The 14,016-nt window shown below is 71.0% G+C and carries 11 protein-coding genes; 9 read left to right on the top strand and 2 right to left on the bottom strand.

Going from position 1 to position 14,016, the window contains the following annotated elements:
• Positions 1-148: 148 nt before the first annotated feature.
• The 5 genes from leuS (at position 149) to ABZ532_RS04470 (ending at position 8,512) form a co-directional block, all read left to right on the top strand.
• Positions 149-3,019, top strand: coding sequence for a leucine--tRNA ligase (gene leuS / locus ABZ532_RS04490; RefSeq protein ID WP_361279552.1), 2,871 nt, complete (start codon positions 149-151; stop codon positions 3,017-3,019).
• 130 nt (positions 3,020-3,149) lie between these two features.
• A complete protein-coding gene (locus tag ABZ532_RS04485) occupies positions 3,150-3,923 on the top strand; it encodes a hypothetical protein (RefSeq protein ID WP_361279551.1) in 774 nt (257 codons plus the stop codon).
• A gap of 127 nt (positions 3,924-4,050) precedes the next feature.
• On the top strand, positions 4,051-4,896 hold the full coding sequence (locus ABZ532_RS04480; RefSeq protein ID WP_361279550.1) for a DegV family protein: 846 nt from the start codon (positions 4,051-4,053) through the stop codon (positions 4,894-4,896).
• A 449-nt stretch (positions 4,897-5,345) separates the two neighbouring features.
• Positions 5,346-6,029, top strand: coding sequence for a ComEA family DNA-binding protein (locus ABZ532_RS04475; RefSeq protein ID WP_361279549.1), 684 nt, complete (start codon positions 5,346-5,348; stop codon positions 6,027-6,029).
• Positions 6,026-8,512, top strand: a complete 2,487-nt coding sequence (locus ABZ532_RS04470; protein WP_361279548.1) for a ComEC/Rec2 family competence protein — start codon at positions 6,026-6,028, stop codon at positions 8,510-8,512. Before ABZ532_RS04475 ends, ABZ532_RS04470 begins: the two co-directional genes overlap by 4 nt.
• Here the strand turns inward: ABZ532_RS04470 and ABZ532_RS04465 are convergent.
• Positions 8,497-8,961 carry a pyridoxamine 5'-phosphate oxidase family protein gene (locus ABZ532_RS04465; RefSeq protein ID WP_361279547.1) on the bottom strand — a complete coding sequence of 155 codons (465 nt, stop codon included), beginning with the start codon at positions 8,959-8,961 and terminating at the stop codon, positions 8,497-8,499. The genes ABZ532_RS04470 and ABZ532_RS04465 overlap by 16 nt on opposite strands.
• A 137-nt stretch (positions 8,962-9,098) precedes the next feature.
• Between ABZ532_RS04465 and ABZ532_RS04460 the strand changes: the two genes are divergently transcribed.
• The 3 genes from ABZ532_RS04460 to holA are packed head-to-tail and all read left to right on the top strand — an operon-like array spanning position 9,099 to position 11,217.
• Positions 9,099-9,908: an arylamine N-acetyltransferase gene (locus ABZ532_RS04460; protein WP_361279546.1), complete on the top strand. Its 810-nt coding sequence runs from the start codon at positions 9,099-9,101 to the stop codon at positions 9,906-9,908.
• Positions 9,909-9,924: 16 nt separating this feature from the next.
• Positions 9,925-10,170, top strand: a complete 246-nt coding sequence (locus tag ABZ532_RS04455; protein WP_361279545.1) for a hypothetical protein — start codon at positions 9,925-9,927, stop codon at positions 10,168-10,170.
• Positions 10,171-10,230: 60 nt separating this feature from the next.
• On the top strand, positions 10,231-11,217 hold the full coding sequence (holA, locus tag ABZ532_RS04450) for a DNA polymerase III subunit delta (RefSeq protein ID WP_361279544.1): 987 nt from the start codon (positions 10,231-10,233) through the stop codon (positions 11,215-11,217).
• 364 nt (positions 11,218-11,581) lie between these two features.
• Here holA and rpsT read toward each other — a convergent pair whose 3' ends face one another.
• The gene (gene rpsT / locus ABZ532_RS04445; protein ID WP_361279543.1) at positions 11,582-11,848 is read right to left on the bottom strand and encodes a 30S ribosomal protein S20; all 267 of its coding nucleotides are present in this window, start codon (positions 11,846-11,848) and stop codon (positions 11,582-11,584) included.
• Between the two features lie 202 nt (positions 11,849-12,050).
• On the opposite strand from rpsT, the gene lepA reads away from it, so the two are divergent.
• Positions 12,051-13,922: a translation elongation factor 4 gene (gene lepA, locus ABZ532_RS04440; protein WP_361279542.1), complete on the top strand. Its 1,872-nt coding sequence runs from the start codon at positions 12,051-12,053 to the stop codon at positions 13,920-13,922.
• The last annotated feature ends 94 nt before the right edge of the window (positions 13,923-14,016 follow it).

Here is a 14,016-nt window from a genome sequence, read left to right as displayed (position 1 = left end):
TAGCGGGCCGCGCTGACCAGTCCCGGCCGGTGACTCATCCGGTCGGAGTCAGCGCGGCGTCCCCTCCTGTGTGAGGGGTCCTTTTGTTTGTGGGCACAGCCCGTTCCGGGACCGCTGGCAGAGACGACCGATGGAGCTTTAAGGGATCATGACCGAGACCAACACGGGTGCTGCCGAGGCCGCACCGCACCGCTATACGGCGGCCATGGCCGCCGATATCGAGGCACGCTGGCAGGACTTCTGGGACGCCGACGGCACGTACGAGGCGGCCAATCCGAGCGGCGAGCTGGCCGGAGACCCGGCCGTCGTCGCCCGCCCCAAGAAGTTCATCATGGACATGTTCCCGTACCCCTCGGGCGCGGGTCTGCACGTCGGCCACCCGCTCGGCTACATCGCCACCGACGTCTACGCCCGCCACCAGCGGATGACCGGTCACAACGTCCTGCACACCCTGGGCTTCGACGCCTTCGGCCTGCCCGCCGAGCAGTACGCCGTCCAGACCGGCACGCACCCGCGGGTCTCCACCGAGGCCAATATCGAGAACATGAAGGTCCAGCTGCGCCGGCTGGGCCTGGGCCACGACAAGCGCCGGTCGTTCGCGACGATCGACCCGGACTACTACAAGTGGACCCAGTGGATCTTCACCCAGATCTTCAACTCCTGGTACGACGAGGACGCGAAGAAGGCCCGCCCGATCGACGAACTGGTGGCGCAGTTCGAGAGTGGTGAGCGCGCCACTCCGTCCGGCGGCTCCTGGAGCGGGCTGAGCGCTGTCGAGCGCGCGGAGGCCCTGGGGCAGTACCGCCTGGCGTACGCGTCGAACGCCCCCGTCAACTGGTGCCCTGGCCTGGGCACCGTCCTGGCCAACGAGGAAGTCACGGCCGACGGCCGCTCCGAGCGTGGCAACTTCCCCGTCTTCAAGGCCAACCTGCGCCAGTGGAACATGCGCATCACGGCCTACGCCGACCGGCTGCTGGACGACCTGGACGCGCTGGACTGGCCCGAAGCCATCAAGCTGCAACAGCGCAACTGGATCGGCCGCAGCGAGGGTGCGCGGGTCGACTTCGCGGTCGAGGGCCACGAGGGCGAGCCGGCCACGGTCTTCACCACCCGCCCCGACACGCTGTTCGGCGCGACCTACATGGTGCTGGCGCCCGAGCACGGCCTGATCGACGCGATCCTGCCCGCCGAGTGGCCGCAGGACATCCCGCAGGACGCCAGGGAGCTGTGGACGGGCGGTGCCGCGACCCCGGCCGAGGCCGTCGCCGCGTACCGCAAGCAGGCCCAGTCGAAGAGCGATGTCGAGCGCCAGACCGAGCACAAGGACAAAACCGGTGTCTTCACCGGCGCGTACGCCCTGAACCCCGTCACCCGCACCCGGATCCCGGTGTTCGTCGCCGACTACGTGCTGATGGGATACGGCACCGGCGCCATCATGGCCGTGCCCGGTCAGGACGAGCGCGACTGGGAGTTCGCCGAGGCCTTCGGCCTGCCGATCATCCGTACGGTGCAGCCGCCGGACGGCTGGGAGGGTGAGGCCTTCACCGGCCAGGGCCCGGCCGTCAACTCGTCGAACGACGAGATCTCGCTGGACGGTCTGGCCGTCACCGAGGCCAAGTCGAAGATCATCGCCTGGCTGACCGATCGCGGTATCGGCGAGGGAACCATCAACTTCCGGCTGCGCGACTGGCTGTTCAGCCGCCAGCGCTACTGGGGCGAGCCCTTCCCCATCGTCTACGACGAGGACGGCGTCGCCCACGCGCTGCCCGACTCGATGCTGCCCCTTGAACTGCCCGAGGTCGACGACTACGCCCCGCGGACATTCGACCCCGACGACGCCGACACCCAGCCCGAGACCCCGCTGTCGCGGAACGGCGAGTGGGTGCACGTCGAGCTGGACCTGGGTCGGGGCGAGGGGGTCAAGCGCTACCGCCGTGAGACCAACACCATGCCCAACTGGGCCGGTTCCTGCTGGTACGAGCTGCGCTACCTGGACCCGCACAACGAGCGGCAGCTGGTCGACCCCGCGATCGAGCAGTACTGGATGGGCCCGCGCGAGGGCCAGCCGCACGGCGGTGTCGACCTGTACGTCGGTGGTGCCGAGCATGCCGTGCTGCACCTGCTGTACGCCCGGTTCTGGTCCAAGGTGCTGTACGACCTGGGTCATGTCTCGTCAGTCGAGCCGTTCCACAAGCTGTTCAACCAGGGCATGATCCAGGCGTATGTATACCGGGACAGCCGTGGATTCCCGGTGCCGGCCACGGAGGTCGAGGAGCGGGACGGGAAGTTCTTCTTCGACGGTGAGCCCGTCAAGCGCGAGCTGGGCAAGATGGGCAAGTCCCTGAAGAACGCAGTCACCCCGGACGAGATCGCCGCCGAGTACGGCGCGGACACGCTGCGCCTGTACGAGATGGCGATGGGCCCGCTGGACGTCTCCCGGCCATGGGACACGCGTGCCGTCGTCGGCCAGTACCGGCTGCTCCAGCGCCTGTGGCGCAATGTCGTGGACGAGGCGACCGGCGAGGTCACCGTCACGGATGCCGAGCCCGACGAGGCCACGCTGCGCGCGCTGCACAAGGCGATCGACGGGGTCGGCCAGGACATGTCCGCCTTGCGCTTCAACACCGCCATCGCCAAGATCACCGAGCTGAACAACCATCTGACCAAGGCGGGCGGCCCGGTGGCGCGGCCGGTCGCGGAACGGCTGGTTCTGCTGATCGCTCCGCTGGCCCCGCACATCGCGGAAGAGCTGTGGCACCGTCTGGGGCACACCGGGTCCGTGGTCCACGCGGACTTCCCCGTCGCCGACCCGGCGTACGTGGTGGACGAGGCCGTCACCTGCGTGGTGCAGATCAAGGGCAAGGTCAAGGCACGTCTGGAGGTCGCGCCGTCGATCACGGACGCCGAGCTGGAGACCCTGGCGCTGGGGCATGAGGCCGTGGTCGCGGCCCTGGACGGGGCCGGGATCCGCAAGGTGATCGTCCGGGCCCCGAAGCTGGTGAACATCGTCACCGCGTAGGTCCGGGCAGGCCAGGGCCCTGTCCCTGGAGTTTCCCCTAAGGGCAGGTTGGGGGTTCCGATGGAACCCCTGGCCTGCCCGCTGCGTTTACGGTGGGAGGACACACCGCATACGAACCGGAGGGCGTTCCGTGCTAGAAGTCATCGTCATCCTGGCGCTGCTCTTCGTCGCCTTCGTGGCGCTCGGGGTGTATGTGAGCGTGAAGGCGATCGGCGCGGCCAAAAGGGGCGTGGACCGCACCATCAGCCAGGCCAAGCGCACGGTGGAGGACACGACGCTGCGCGCGAGGAGCCTCGGACAGACCGGTGTCGCCGGTGAGCTGGCCCAGCTCCGGGTGCGGCTGCGCACCTCGATGAAGGCCACTCAGGACGCGCTGCACGCAGGTGTGGCCGAGGACGCGTCGCTGAAGGAGTCGATCGGCCTCTTCGAGCAGCTGAGCGCGCACGGCCATGAGCTGGATGGCCAGCTCCGCCGGCTGGAGCGGGAACCGGACCGGAGCAGGGTCGCGCAGCGGCTGCCCGAGCTGCGCGAGCGCGTGGAGCGGATCGCGCAATCGGCGGACTCGCTGCGCTGGGCCGCGCGGGACCGCGCACGGGCGTTCGCAGCAGAGGACCTGGAAGCGCTGAGCGCACAGATCGACGTGGAGGCGGGCGCGCTCCGCGACTGGTCACGGGCGGAGCCGGACTGGTCGGCGGTGGACATGCCCGACCTGGCCCCCGCCGGGCCGGACACGCCCGCGCCCGAACAGGGGGCGGCCCGACGACGGGAGACGGCCGACCCGAAGGCGGGGACCGCCGAACCGGGTGCGGATGGCGCGCGTCCTCCGCAGGCCCTTACGGAGCGGGACCCGAGGCAACAGCCGTACTCATGGCAGAAGGCGCCGCGTCCGGAGGCGACGAACTAGGTCCTGTCCGGGCAGGACCCGGGCAGAGCAGGCAGAGCCCCGCGTGCCAGGCGTTCGCAGAGCGGAACGGCCGGGCAGGGTGGGGTCGGGCTGCCGTGCGGCGCCCCCTGCCGGTAACCTCCCGCTCATGTCCCGCCATGTCGCGATCGTCACCGATTCCACGGCCTACCTGCCGCCGCAGACGATGGCGCGGCACCGCATCACGGCGGTACCACTGACCGTGGTCCTCGGTGACCAGGCGCTCGAGGACGGCACCGAGCTGTCGGCGCGATCGCTGGCCCTCGCGCTGCAGAAGCGGCGACCGGTGACCACCTCGCGACCGAGTCCTGAGACCTTCGCCGCGACCTATCGCGCCACGGCGGAGGCCGGTGCGACCGGAATCGTTTCTCTGCATCTGTCCTCCGAGTTCTCCGGGACTTACGACGCCGCGGTGCTGGCAGCGCGCGAAGCGCCCGTCCCGGTGCGCGTGGTGGACACCGGCATGGTGGCGATGGCCCTCGGCTTCTGCGCGCTCGCGGCCGCGGACGCCGCGGACGCCGGCGGCGCCTTGGACGAGGCCGTGGCGGCGGCCGAGAAGCGCGCGGCGGCCACATCGGCCTACTTCTACGTCGACACCCTCGACTACCTGCGCCGAGGGGGCCGCATCGGCGCGGCACAGGCCCTGCTCGGGTCCGCTCTCGCCGTGAAGCCGCTGCTCCAGCTCGACGGAGGCAGGATCGAGCTGCTGGAGAAGGTCCGTACGGCGTCGAGGGCGATCGCCCGGCTCGAGGAGATCGCGGCCGAACGAGCGGGCACGGGCCAGGTGGACATCGCCGTGCACCACCTCGCCGCGCCGGAGCGTGCCTCGGCGCTCGCGGAGCGGCTCCGGGAGCGGGTGCCGAATCTCGCGGAGCTTCACGTCAGCGAAGTCGGGGCAGTGATCGGCGCACACACCGGGCCGGGGCTGCTGGGGGCTGTGGTCTCACCCCGGTAGTTCGCTCGTACGGGTGATGAAGATATCCACAATGAGCAGAGTATCCACCGGAATTGGGGGTGGTCAGCGGGAATGGGCGGTTGTGTCTACCGTCAGGTGGCATGACTCAGCGATCACGTTCCGCGACCAGTGGCCCGGGCCGCGCCCCGGGGTCGGACGGCCGGGTCCGCGGCAGTCGACATCGATTGCGTACCGGGCGCCCGGCCCGCGTGCCGGCTACCGCACTCACCGCTGCGGCGCCTGACGTCCGGCACACCACCGCTCCCGGTCCCGTCCCAGACGCGGGCCCGGATCCGGAGTCGGCGGTGCGGCGGCGAGCGGAGGCGCTCTTCACACCGCCGCAGACGTCCCCGCCCGTGGCCCGACCGCCAGATGTCCATCCTCCGCCTGCGACCGCCGAAGCCGCGCCCACGGTGGCGGTGCCGATGAGCGGGCGGGGGCGTCATGCCGTGCGCGACAGGCTGCCCCTGTGGCTCCAGCTCCGGTGCGGGCTGGAGCCGAGGGCGCTCGCGGCGCTCGCGGTCGTCCTCGTGGCCGCGGTGGGCTTCGCCGTCCACCACTTCTGGACCGGGCGACCGGAAACAGTGCGTGCGCCGCAGCTTGTCGGGGACAGCCGCAGCACCAGCCTCGCGGTGCCCCCGAGCACCGAGCCCAAGCCAGCTCCCGGGCTGCCGCCCGCTCCGGGGAGTGGCGGGGCACGGATCGTGGTCGATGTCAGCGGCAAGGTGCGCAGACCGGGTGTGCTGCGACTGCCCGCTGGTTCGAGGGTGGCCGACGCGCTGCGCGCGGCGGGCGGAGTGAGGTCCGGCACGGACCTCACCGGACTGAACCGGGCCCGTGTCCTCATCGACGGCGAGCAGGTGCTCGTCGGTGCCACACCGCCACCGGGCCTGCCCCCGGGGCAGGCGGGCGCGGCGGGCATCCCGGTCGGCCCTGGCACGGGACCCCTCAGCCTGAATTCGGCGACCGCGGACCAGCTCGACGGGCTGCCAGGAGTCGGTCCGGTGCTCGCCCGGCACATCGTCGACTACCGCACCGAGCATGCCGGTTTCCGCTCCGTGGACGAGCTGCGCGAGGTCAAGGGGATCGGCGACCGCAGATTCGCGGATCTACGCGCCCTGGTGCGGCCATGATGCGCATCGCCGCGGCGGCGGACCCGCGGCAGGAGGGCCCGGTCGACCTCCGGCTGGTCTTCCCCGCGCTCGCAGCCTGGGGTGCCGCGGCCTTCGGTCTCACCGCACGACCACCCTGGCCGGCGACCGTGGCCATGCTGTGCCTCGTCGTGGCGGGCGTGCTCATCGGGCCCGCGTGCATGGCCGCTCTACGGGGTCGGGCGCCGCGGACCTCCGGGAATCGGGTGGCGGTCGCCGCGGTCCTGGTCTGCACCGCCGCGGGCGCGGCGGCGGGCGGCCTCTGCGGGGCCGATCTGTACCGGGGGCCGGTCCCCGAGGCAGCGGGCCGGTACGGCCGGATCACGGTCGAGGTGGCGGTCACGGGCGATCCGCGCACTCTCCAGCCCCGGGTCCAGGCACCCCATATGACGGACACGGCGATCGCACTCGACGCCGAGGTCACCACGGTCACCGGTCCCGACGGCGCGGCGGTGGCGACACGGGCCCCGGTCCTGGTGATCGTCAGACCGGGCACGGCCGCGGCGCGGTGGTTGAGTCTGCTGCCCTCGACCCGGCTGAGGCTGACGGCCCGCGCGGAGCCACCGCTCGGCGACGACGGCCGCTACGCCGCGGTGCTGAGGGTGCGGGAGACGGGGCCGCCCGCGGTCACCGGGCCGCCGTCCGCTGTCCAACGGACGGCCGGGACGCTGCGCGCAGGGCTCCGTCGCGCGACCGACGGACTCGGCCCGGACGCGCGCTCCCTGCTCCCCGGGCTTGTCGTCGGGGACACCTCGCGGATCGGTCCCGAGCTGCACGACGCCTTCAAGGCAACCGATCTCACGCACCTGTTGGCCGTGTCCGGGAGCAATCTCACGCTCGTGCTGTGCGTGCTCGTCGGGCGGCCCGGCAGGGCGCTCCTGGCCGAGCGCGGGGGACTGGCCCCACGTCTTGGGCTCTCACTGCGGACGACGGCACTGACCGGGGCGGCGCTCACCCTCGGGTTCGTGGTGGTGTGCCGGCCAGAGCCCAGTGTGCTGCGGGCGGCGGCCTGCGGGCTCATCACCCTGCTGGCCATCGGCACGGGCCGTCGCCGGTCCCTGGTTCCGGCGCTGGCCGCGGCCGTGCTGCTGCTGGTGCTCTACGACCCGAAGCTGGCGCGCACCTATGGGTTCTTGCTGTCCGTGCTCGCCACGGCGGCACTCCTCACCATCGCCCCGTGCTGGAGCGATGCGCTGCGACGCCGGGGAGTGCCGGAACCGCTCGCGGAGGCGCTGGCGGCGGCCAGTGCGGCACAGCTGCTGTGCGCACCAGTGGCCGCGGTGTTCGCGGAGCGGGTCAGCCTCGTGGCGATCCCCTGCAATCTGTTCGCCGAGCTCGCGGTCGCGCCCGCGACGGTGCTGGGCTTCGCCGCGCTCGCCGTGGCCCCGGTTGCGATGCAAGCCGCGGAGGTGCTGGCCTGGTGCGCCGGTGTGCCCGCCGAGTGGATCGCGGGAGTCGCCCGCAGCGGGGCGGCGCTTCCCGGGGCGCAGATCGACTGGCCGGGGGGCTGGCGAGGCGGACTTCTGCTCGCCGCGGCGGGCGGACTGGTGGTCCTTGCCGTCCGCGTGCTGGTGCGCCGCACCTGGGCCGTCGCCGTCTGCGCGCTGCTGCTGATGCTCGCCGTGATCAGGCCCGCCCCGCTGACCAGGGTGGTCACGGGGTGGCCGCCACCCGACTGGACGTTCGCGATATGCGACGTGGGGCAGGGCGACGCCACCGTGCTATCGGCGGGCCGCGGTACGGCGGTGGTCGTGGACGCGGGTCCCGATCCGCAGCTGGCCGACCGGTGTCTGAGCGAACTGGGTGTCACCCGGATCCCGCTCCTGCTGCTGACGCACTTCCATGCCGACCATGTGGCGGGGCTGGCCGGGGTCCTGCGGGGCAGGGCGGTCGGCATGGTGCAGACCACGCCCTTCGAAGAGCCCCGTGACCAGGCGGCGTTCGTACGGCGCGAGGCGGCGGCGGCCAGCGTGCCGCTGGTGCACGCGGTGCCGGGGGAGCGGCGCAGGCTGGGCCGGCTGGACTGGCGCGTGCTGTGGCCGCCGGGCAGTTCCGCACCACCGCCGGACGGGCCCAACGACGCGAGCGTCGCCCTGTTCGTCCGGGCCGCCGACGGCCCCTCGCTGCTGCTCCTCGGAGATCTGGAACCGCCGGCCCAGCGCAGGCTCATACGGGATCTCCCCGCCCTCCCGCACGTGGACGTGCTCAAGGTCGCCCACCACGGCTCGGCCTTCCAGCACCCCGGACTGATGGCGGGAGCCCGGCCGCGGCTGGCGCTGATCAGCTGCGGCCGGGACAACCGCTACGGGCATCCCTCGCCGCGCACGATCCGCGCTCTACGGGCACACGGGGCCGCCGTTCTCCGTACGGACGAGGACGGGGCGATCGCCGTGACCGGCGCTGGCGGGGAACTGCGTGCCGTGTCCCGGGGCGCGGCCTCTCACCCCCGTCAGTCCAGCCACTGACCTTCGCGCATGAGCACTCGGTCCGGCTGCTCGTTCACCTCGCGCCAGGCCTTCAGCACGACAGGAGCGAATCTGATGTACACCCAAGGCGTCCGTTCCCGCGGGTCCCAGCTGAGCTTCGCCGCGAACGCGTCGGCCGACTCCTTCGCGAGGTCGCGGCCTTCGACGAGCTCCGCGTCCGCGTCGATGTGCACCACGTCCCGGGTTTGGCCGAGGGCCACCACAGCCCGGCCCTGGCGACTCACATTGATCGCGGTCGGATTGGCACGGCGCGTGCTCACCAGCAGGGTGCCGCGCTCCCATACGAACGACAGCGGCACGAGACAGGGCTCGCCGGACGGCGAAGCCGTGGCGATCCAGGCATCCTCATCGCGGTCCAGCCGGTCCAGCCGGTCCAGCACGTCCTGCTTGCGCTGGCTGCGGCTACGTGCCGGCTCTCTGCTCGTCATGTGGCACAACCCAGGCAGCCCGTCCGGTGTCGCATGTCAGGCGGTGGTCGGAGATCCGCCTGGGCCGACCGGCCTAGGTCCCCGCCTAGGACCAAGAGCGCATGGCGCACTGGTGGGCCGGTGGCCAGACTGGAGGCATGGACACGCCCCAGCCCACAGCACCGGAGGCCATCGACGCCTATCTCCGCCGTATCGGCGCCACACGTCCGGAGCGACCGGATGCCGCGGCGCTGCGCGAGCTACAGCACCGGCATCTGCTCTCCGTGCCCTTCGAGAACCTCGCGGTGCACCTGGGCGAGGAGATCGTCCTGGCGGACGAGCCGCTGTTGGCCAAGGTCGTGGAGGCCCACCGGGGCGGCTTCTGCTACGAACTCAACGGGTCGTTCGCGGTGTTGCTGCGCGGGCTTGGCTTCGGGGTCACTCTGCTCCAGGCCCGGACGTTCGGGAAGGACGGCAGGCTGGGGATCCCCTACGGCCATCTCACCCTGCGTGTCGAGACCGAGGACGGCACCGGGCCCTGGTTCGCGGACGTCGGGTTCGGCGAGCACAGCCAGTACCCCCTGATGATGGAGGAGCGTGGAGACCAGCTGGACCCGGCGGGCACGTTCCGCATCGTCGGGGCGCCCGCGGGCGACCTCGACGTACTGCGAGACGGCAAACCGCAGTTCCGGGTGGAAGCCCGGCCACGTGTGCTGGCGGACTTCGAGGCGGGTGCCTGGTACCACCGCACCTCACCCGCCTCGCACTTCACCCAGTCCCTCGTCTGTTCCCGGCTCACCGGGAACGGCCGGATCACCCTGACCGGGCGGAAGCTGGTGACGACGGTGCACGGCGTACGCGAGGAGCGGCAGCTCGGGGACGACGCCGAGGTGTTGGCCGCATACCGGGACCACTTCGGTGTCGAGCTCCGCCAGGTCCCGCAGGCGCGCCGGCCGGACTCCGGATGAGCGGCACAATGTGGCGGTGGACGATGTGAGACATGTGCTGGTGCTGCCTGACCGCGACGCCGCAGAGGAGGTCATCGAGGCCATAGGCGACCACTTCGGCGGCCTCGACGAGCCCCAGCTCGTCAGGGACGCGCTGGCGGGCGAGGACGACGCAGAGGACGCCCAGTGGCTGGTGGTCGTCGAGGATCCGGAGGGCCGACTGGACGCGGCCGAGCTGGACGAGTTCGTCGCGGACTGGGACGGCTGGCGCGAGGAGCCGTAGGCCGGTCGGCAGGTCGGTACCCCACCGCGGTGTCGGTGCCCCGTGCGATGCTGGTCCGCGATGGCCACCAGGAAGAACACCAACGACGACCCTCTCGCCCCGGTCACGATCGCCGTGGGGCAGGAGGACCTGCTGCTGGACCGCGCCGTGCGGCAGGTCGTGACGGCGGCCAGAGCCGCCGACGCCGACACCGACGTACGCGACCTCGCTCCGGACCAGCTCCAGCCCGGCACCCTCGCCGAACTGACCAGCCCCTCGCTCTTCGCCGAACGCAAGGTCGTGGTCGTACGGGACGCACAGGACCTGTCAGCGGACACGATCAAGGACGTCAAGGCGTATCTCGACGGGCCCGTGGAGGAGATCACCCTGGTCCTGCTGCATGCGGGCGGGGCGAAGGGAAAGGGCCTGCTCGACGCGGCACGCAAGGCGGGGGCGCGTGAGGTCGCCTGCCCGAAGACGACCAAGCCCGCGGAGCGGCTGACCTTTGTGCGGTCCGAGTTCCGGGCCCTCGGCCGGTCGGCGACGCCTGAGGCGTGCCAGGCGCTGGTCGACGCCATCGGCAGCGACCTGCGCGAGCTGGCCAGCGCGGTGTCCCAGCTCGTGGCGGATGTCGCCGGTGCCATCGACGAGGCCGTCGTCGGGCGCTACTACACAGGTCGTGCCGAGGCCTCCAGCTTCACCGTGGCCGACCGCGCGGTGGAGGGGCGGGCGGCGGAGGCCCTGGAGGCGCTGCGGTGGTCGCTGGCGACCGGTGTCGCCCCCGTGCTGATCACCAGCGCGCTGGCGCAGGGGGTGCGGGCGATCGGCAAGCTGTCGTCCGCCCGGGGCGGTCGCCCAGCCGACCTGGCACGGGAGCTGGGTATGCCGCCCTGGAAGATCGACCGGGTGCGCCAGCAGATGCGCGGCTGGACCCCGGACGGGGTGGCGCTGGCCCTGCGCGCCGTCGCCGAGGCGGACGCGGGTGTCAAGGGCGGCGGAGACGACCCCGAGTACGCGCTGGAGAAGGCCGTGGTGACGGTGGCCAGAGCGGCGCGCCTGCGGCGCTGAGCCGTCGGGCCTGAAACCCGCGCCTGAAAGCCGAGGCCAGGGCCCGAAGACCCCCGAGACCCCGGCCCGTAATCCCGAAGCCGGGGCCCGAAGATCCCAGATCCCGGCCCGTAATCCCGAGGTCCGCGCCTGAAAACCCGAAACCGGGGTCCGAAAACCCGAAGCCCCGCCGCTCCATCCTCGGAAGGAAGGAGAGGCGGGGCTTGAGGTCCGGCCGGAAGGGCCGGGAAGTGCTGGTCTCGCACCCGCGTGGCGAACGCAGGCCGCGTGCGAGTCCGGGGTGCCGGGCGGGAGCGGATGAGAGAGGGCCCGCTGGATCCGCCCAGGCGATCAAGTCATGGGAGTCGCCTCCCGGGGGTGGAGCTCAGCCCTGGAGGGAGGCAACCTTGGACGACAGCGCCGACTTCTTGTTGGCGGCGGCGTTCTTGTGGATGACACCCTTCGAAACAGCCTTGTCGAGCTTGCGGGACGCCTCACGAGCGGCCACGGTGGCCTTCTCGAGGTCGCCCGAAGCGGCAGCCTCACGGGCCTTGCGGATCGCGGTCTTGAGCGACGACTTGACGGCCTTGTTACGCAGGCGCGCCTTCTCGTTGGTCTTGTTCCGCTTGATCTGGGACTTGATGTTCGCCACGAAAGAGCCTTTTCAGGTTCGATGATTATCCAAGATGCGCTCGCAGCTGAGAGGGCGTACGAGACACAGCTGCCCAGGCTACCAGCCACGGTGCGAGCGGCCCAAACCGGGCTCAGGGCCCCGGTCGTGGGACCATGGAGGCTGCGTATCGATCCGACACGACCCGAGACGAGCGCTCGGCGCTCAAGAATCAGGACCCTGCGTGCCCGCGACCCCTAGCCATGTGCCCGAGCCGAGCCGTACCGACCCGGCACTGATCCGCAACTTCTGCATTATCGCTCACATCGACCACGGCAAGTCCACGCTTGCCGACCGGATGCTCCAGCTGACCGGTGTGGTCGAGCAGCGGCAGATGCGCGCTCAGTACCTCGACCGTATGGACATCGAGCGTGAGCGCGGCATCACGATCAAGTCCCAGGCGGTGCGTCTGCCCTGGGCGCCCACAACGGGTGATGGTCAGGGCAGGACCCATATCCTCAACATGATCGACACGCCGGGCCACGTGGACTTCACCTACGAGGTGTCCCGTTCGCTCGCCGCCTGTGAGGGCACGGTCCTGCTGGTGGACGCCGCCCAGGGCATCGAGGCGCAGACCCTCGCGAACCTCTACCTCGCGATGGAGAACGACCTCACCATCGTGCCGGTCCTCAACAAGATCGACCTTCCGGCTGCGCAGCCCGAGAAGTTCTCGGAGGAGCTGGCGAACCTCATCGGCTGCGACCCGTCGGACGTGCTGAGGGTGTCGGCGAAGACCGGTGTCGGTGTGGACGCGCTGCTGGACCGGGTCGTCCAGGACGTCCCGGCGCCCGAAGGTGTGGCGGATGCCCCCGCCCGCGCGATGATCTTCGACTCGGTCTACGACTCCTACCGGGGCGTCGTCACCTATGTGCGAGTCATCGACGGTCACCTGGGCAAGCGCGAGCGCATCCGGATGATGTCCACCGGCGCCACGCACGAGCTTCTGGAGATCGGCACCAACTCGCCGGAGATGCTCGCCGCCGACGGTCTCGGCGTGGGCGAGGTCGGCTATCTGATCACCGGTGTGAAGGACGTCCGCCAGTCCAAGGTGGGTGACACGATCACCCAGCAGACCAAGGGCGCCACCGAGGCGCTCGGCGGCTACAAGGACCCCAAGCCGATGGTGTTCTCCGGCCTCTACCCGCTGGACGGCTCGGACTACCCCGAGCTGCGCGACGCCCTCGACAAGCTCCAGCTCAACGACGCCGCGCTGGTGTACGAGCCCGAGACCTCCGCGGCGCTCGGCTTCGGCTTCCGTGTGGGCTTCCTCGGCCTGCTGCACCTCGACGTGATCCGTGAGCGGCTGGAGCGTGAGTTCGGCCTCGACCTGATCGCGACCGCGCCGAACGTGGTCTACCGGGTGGTCATGGAGGACGGCGTCGAGCACACCGTCACCAACCCGAGCGAGTTCCCCGAGGGCAAGATCGACGAGGTCTTCGAGCCGGTCGTACGGGCCACGATCCTCGCCCCGAGCGAGTTCATCGGCTCGATCATGGAGCTCTGCCAGAACCGGCGCGGTGTGCTGCTCGGCATGGACTACCTCTCCGAGGACCGGGTGGAGATCCGCTACACCCTCCCGCTCGCCGAGATCGTCTTCGACTTCTTCGACCAGCTGAAGTCCAAGACCCGCGGTTACGCGTCCCTGGACTACGAGCCCACCGGCGAGCAGAACTCCTCGCTCGTGAAGGTCGACATCCTGCTGCACGGCGACAAGGTCGACGCCTTCTCCGCGATCACCCACAAGGACCAGGCGTACGCGTACGGTGTGCGGCTCGTGGCCAAGCTCAAGGAGCTCATCCCGAGGCAGGCTTTCGAGGTGCCGGTGCAGGCGGCGATCGGCTCCCGGGTCATCGCCCGCGAGACCATCCGCGCCATCCGCAAGGACGTCCTCGCCAAGTGTTACGGCGGTGACATCTCCCGTAAGCGGAAGCTGCTCGAGAAGCAGAAGGAAGGCAAGAAGCGGATGAAGATGGTCGGCTCCGTGGAGGTTCCGCAGGAGGCCTTCATCGCGGTGCTCTCCAGCGACGACTCCGGGGGCGGCAAGGCGAAGAAGTAGGCCCCTGGCGGCCCTGGGGTGTCCTCCGGGCGTCCTTCGGGCCTCCTCCCGGGCTCGGCTGTTCGCGTGGCGGGTCCGCGATCGGGTCCGCGGT

The sequence above is a fragment of the Streptomyces sp. NPDC019396 genome (genome assembly GCF_040632375.1).
Taxonomy (GTDB): domain Bacteria; phylum Actinomycetota; class Actinomycetes; order Streptomycetales; family Streptomycetaceae; genus Streptomyces.
Note: the sequence above shows the minus strand (reverse complement) of the source record. Positions and strands in the feature narration are given on the sequence as shown.

Bases quoted from the DNA above. Each gene is read 5' to 3' on its own strand.
- ABZ532_RS04480 (WP_361279550.1), top strand. From the start codon at position 4,051: ATGTCCCGCCATGTCGCGATCGTCACCGATTCCACGGCCTACCTGCCG.
- ABZ532_RS04470 (WP_361279548.1), top strand. From the start codon at position 6,026: ATGATGCGCATCGCCGCGGCGGCGGACCCGCGGCAGGAGGGCCCGGTC.
- leuS (WP_361279552.1), top strand. From the start codon at position 149: ATGACCGAGACCAACACGGGTGCTGCCGAGGCCGCACCGCACCGCTAT.
- ABZ532_RS04460 (WP_361279546.1), top strand. From the start codon at position 9,099: ATGGACACGCCCCAGCCCACAGCACCGGAGGCCATCGACGCCTATCTC.
- holA (WP_361279544.1), top strand. From the start codon at position 10,231: ATGGCCACCAGGAAGAACACCAACGACGACCCTCTCGCCCCGGTCACG.
- ABZ532_RS04465 (WP_361279547.1), bottom strand. From the start codon at position 8,961: ATGACGAGCAGAGAGCCGGCACGTAGCCGCAGCCAGCGCAAGCAGGAC.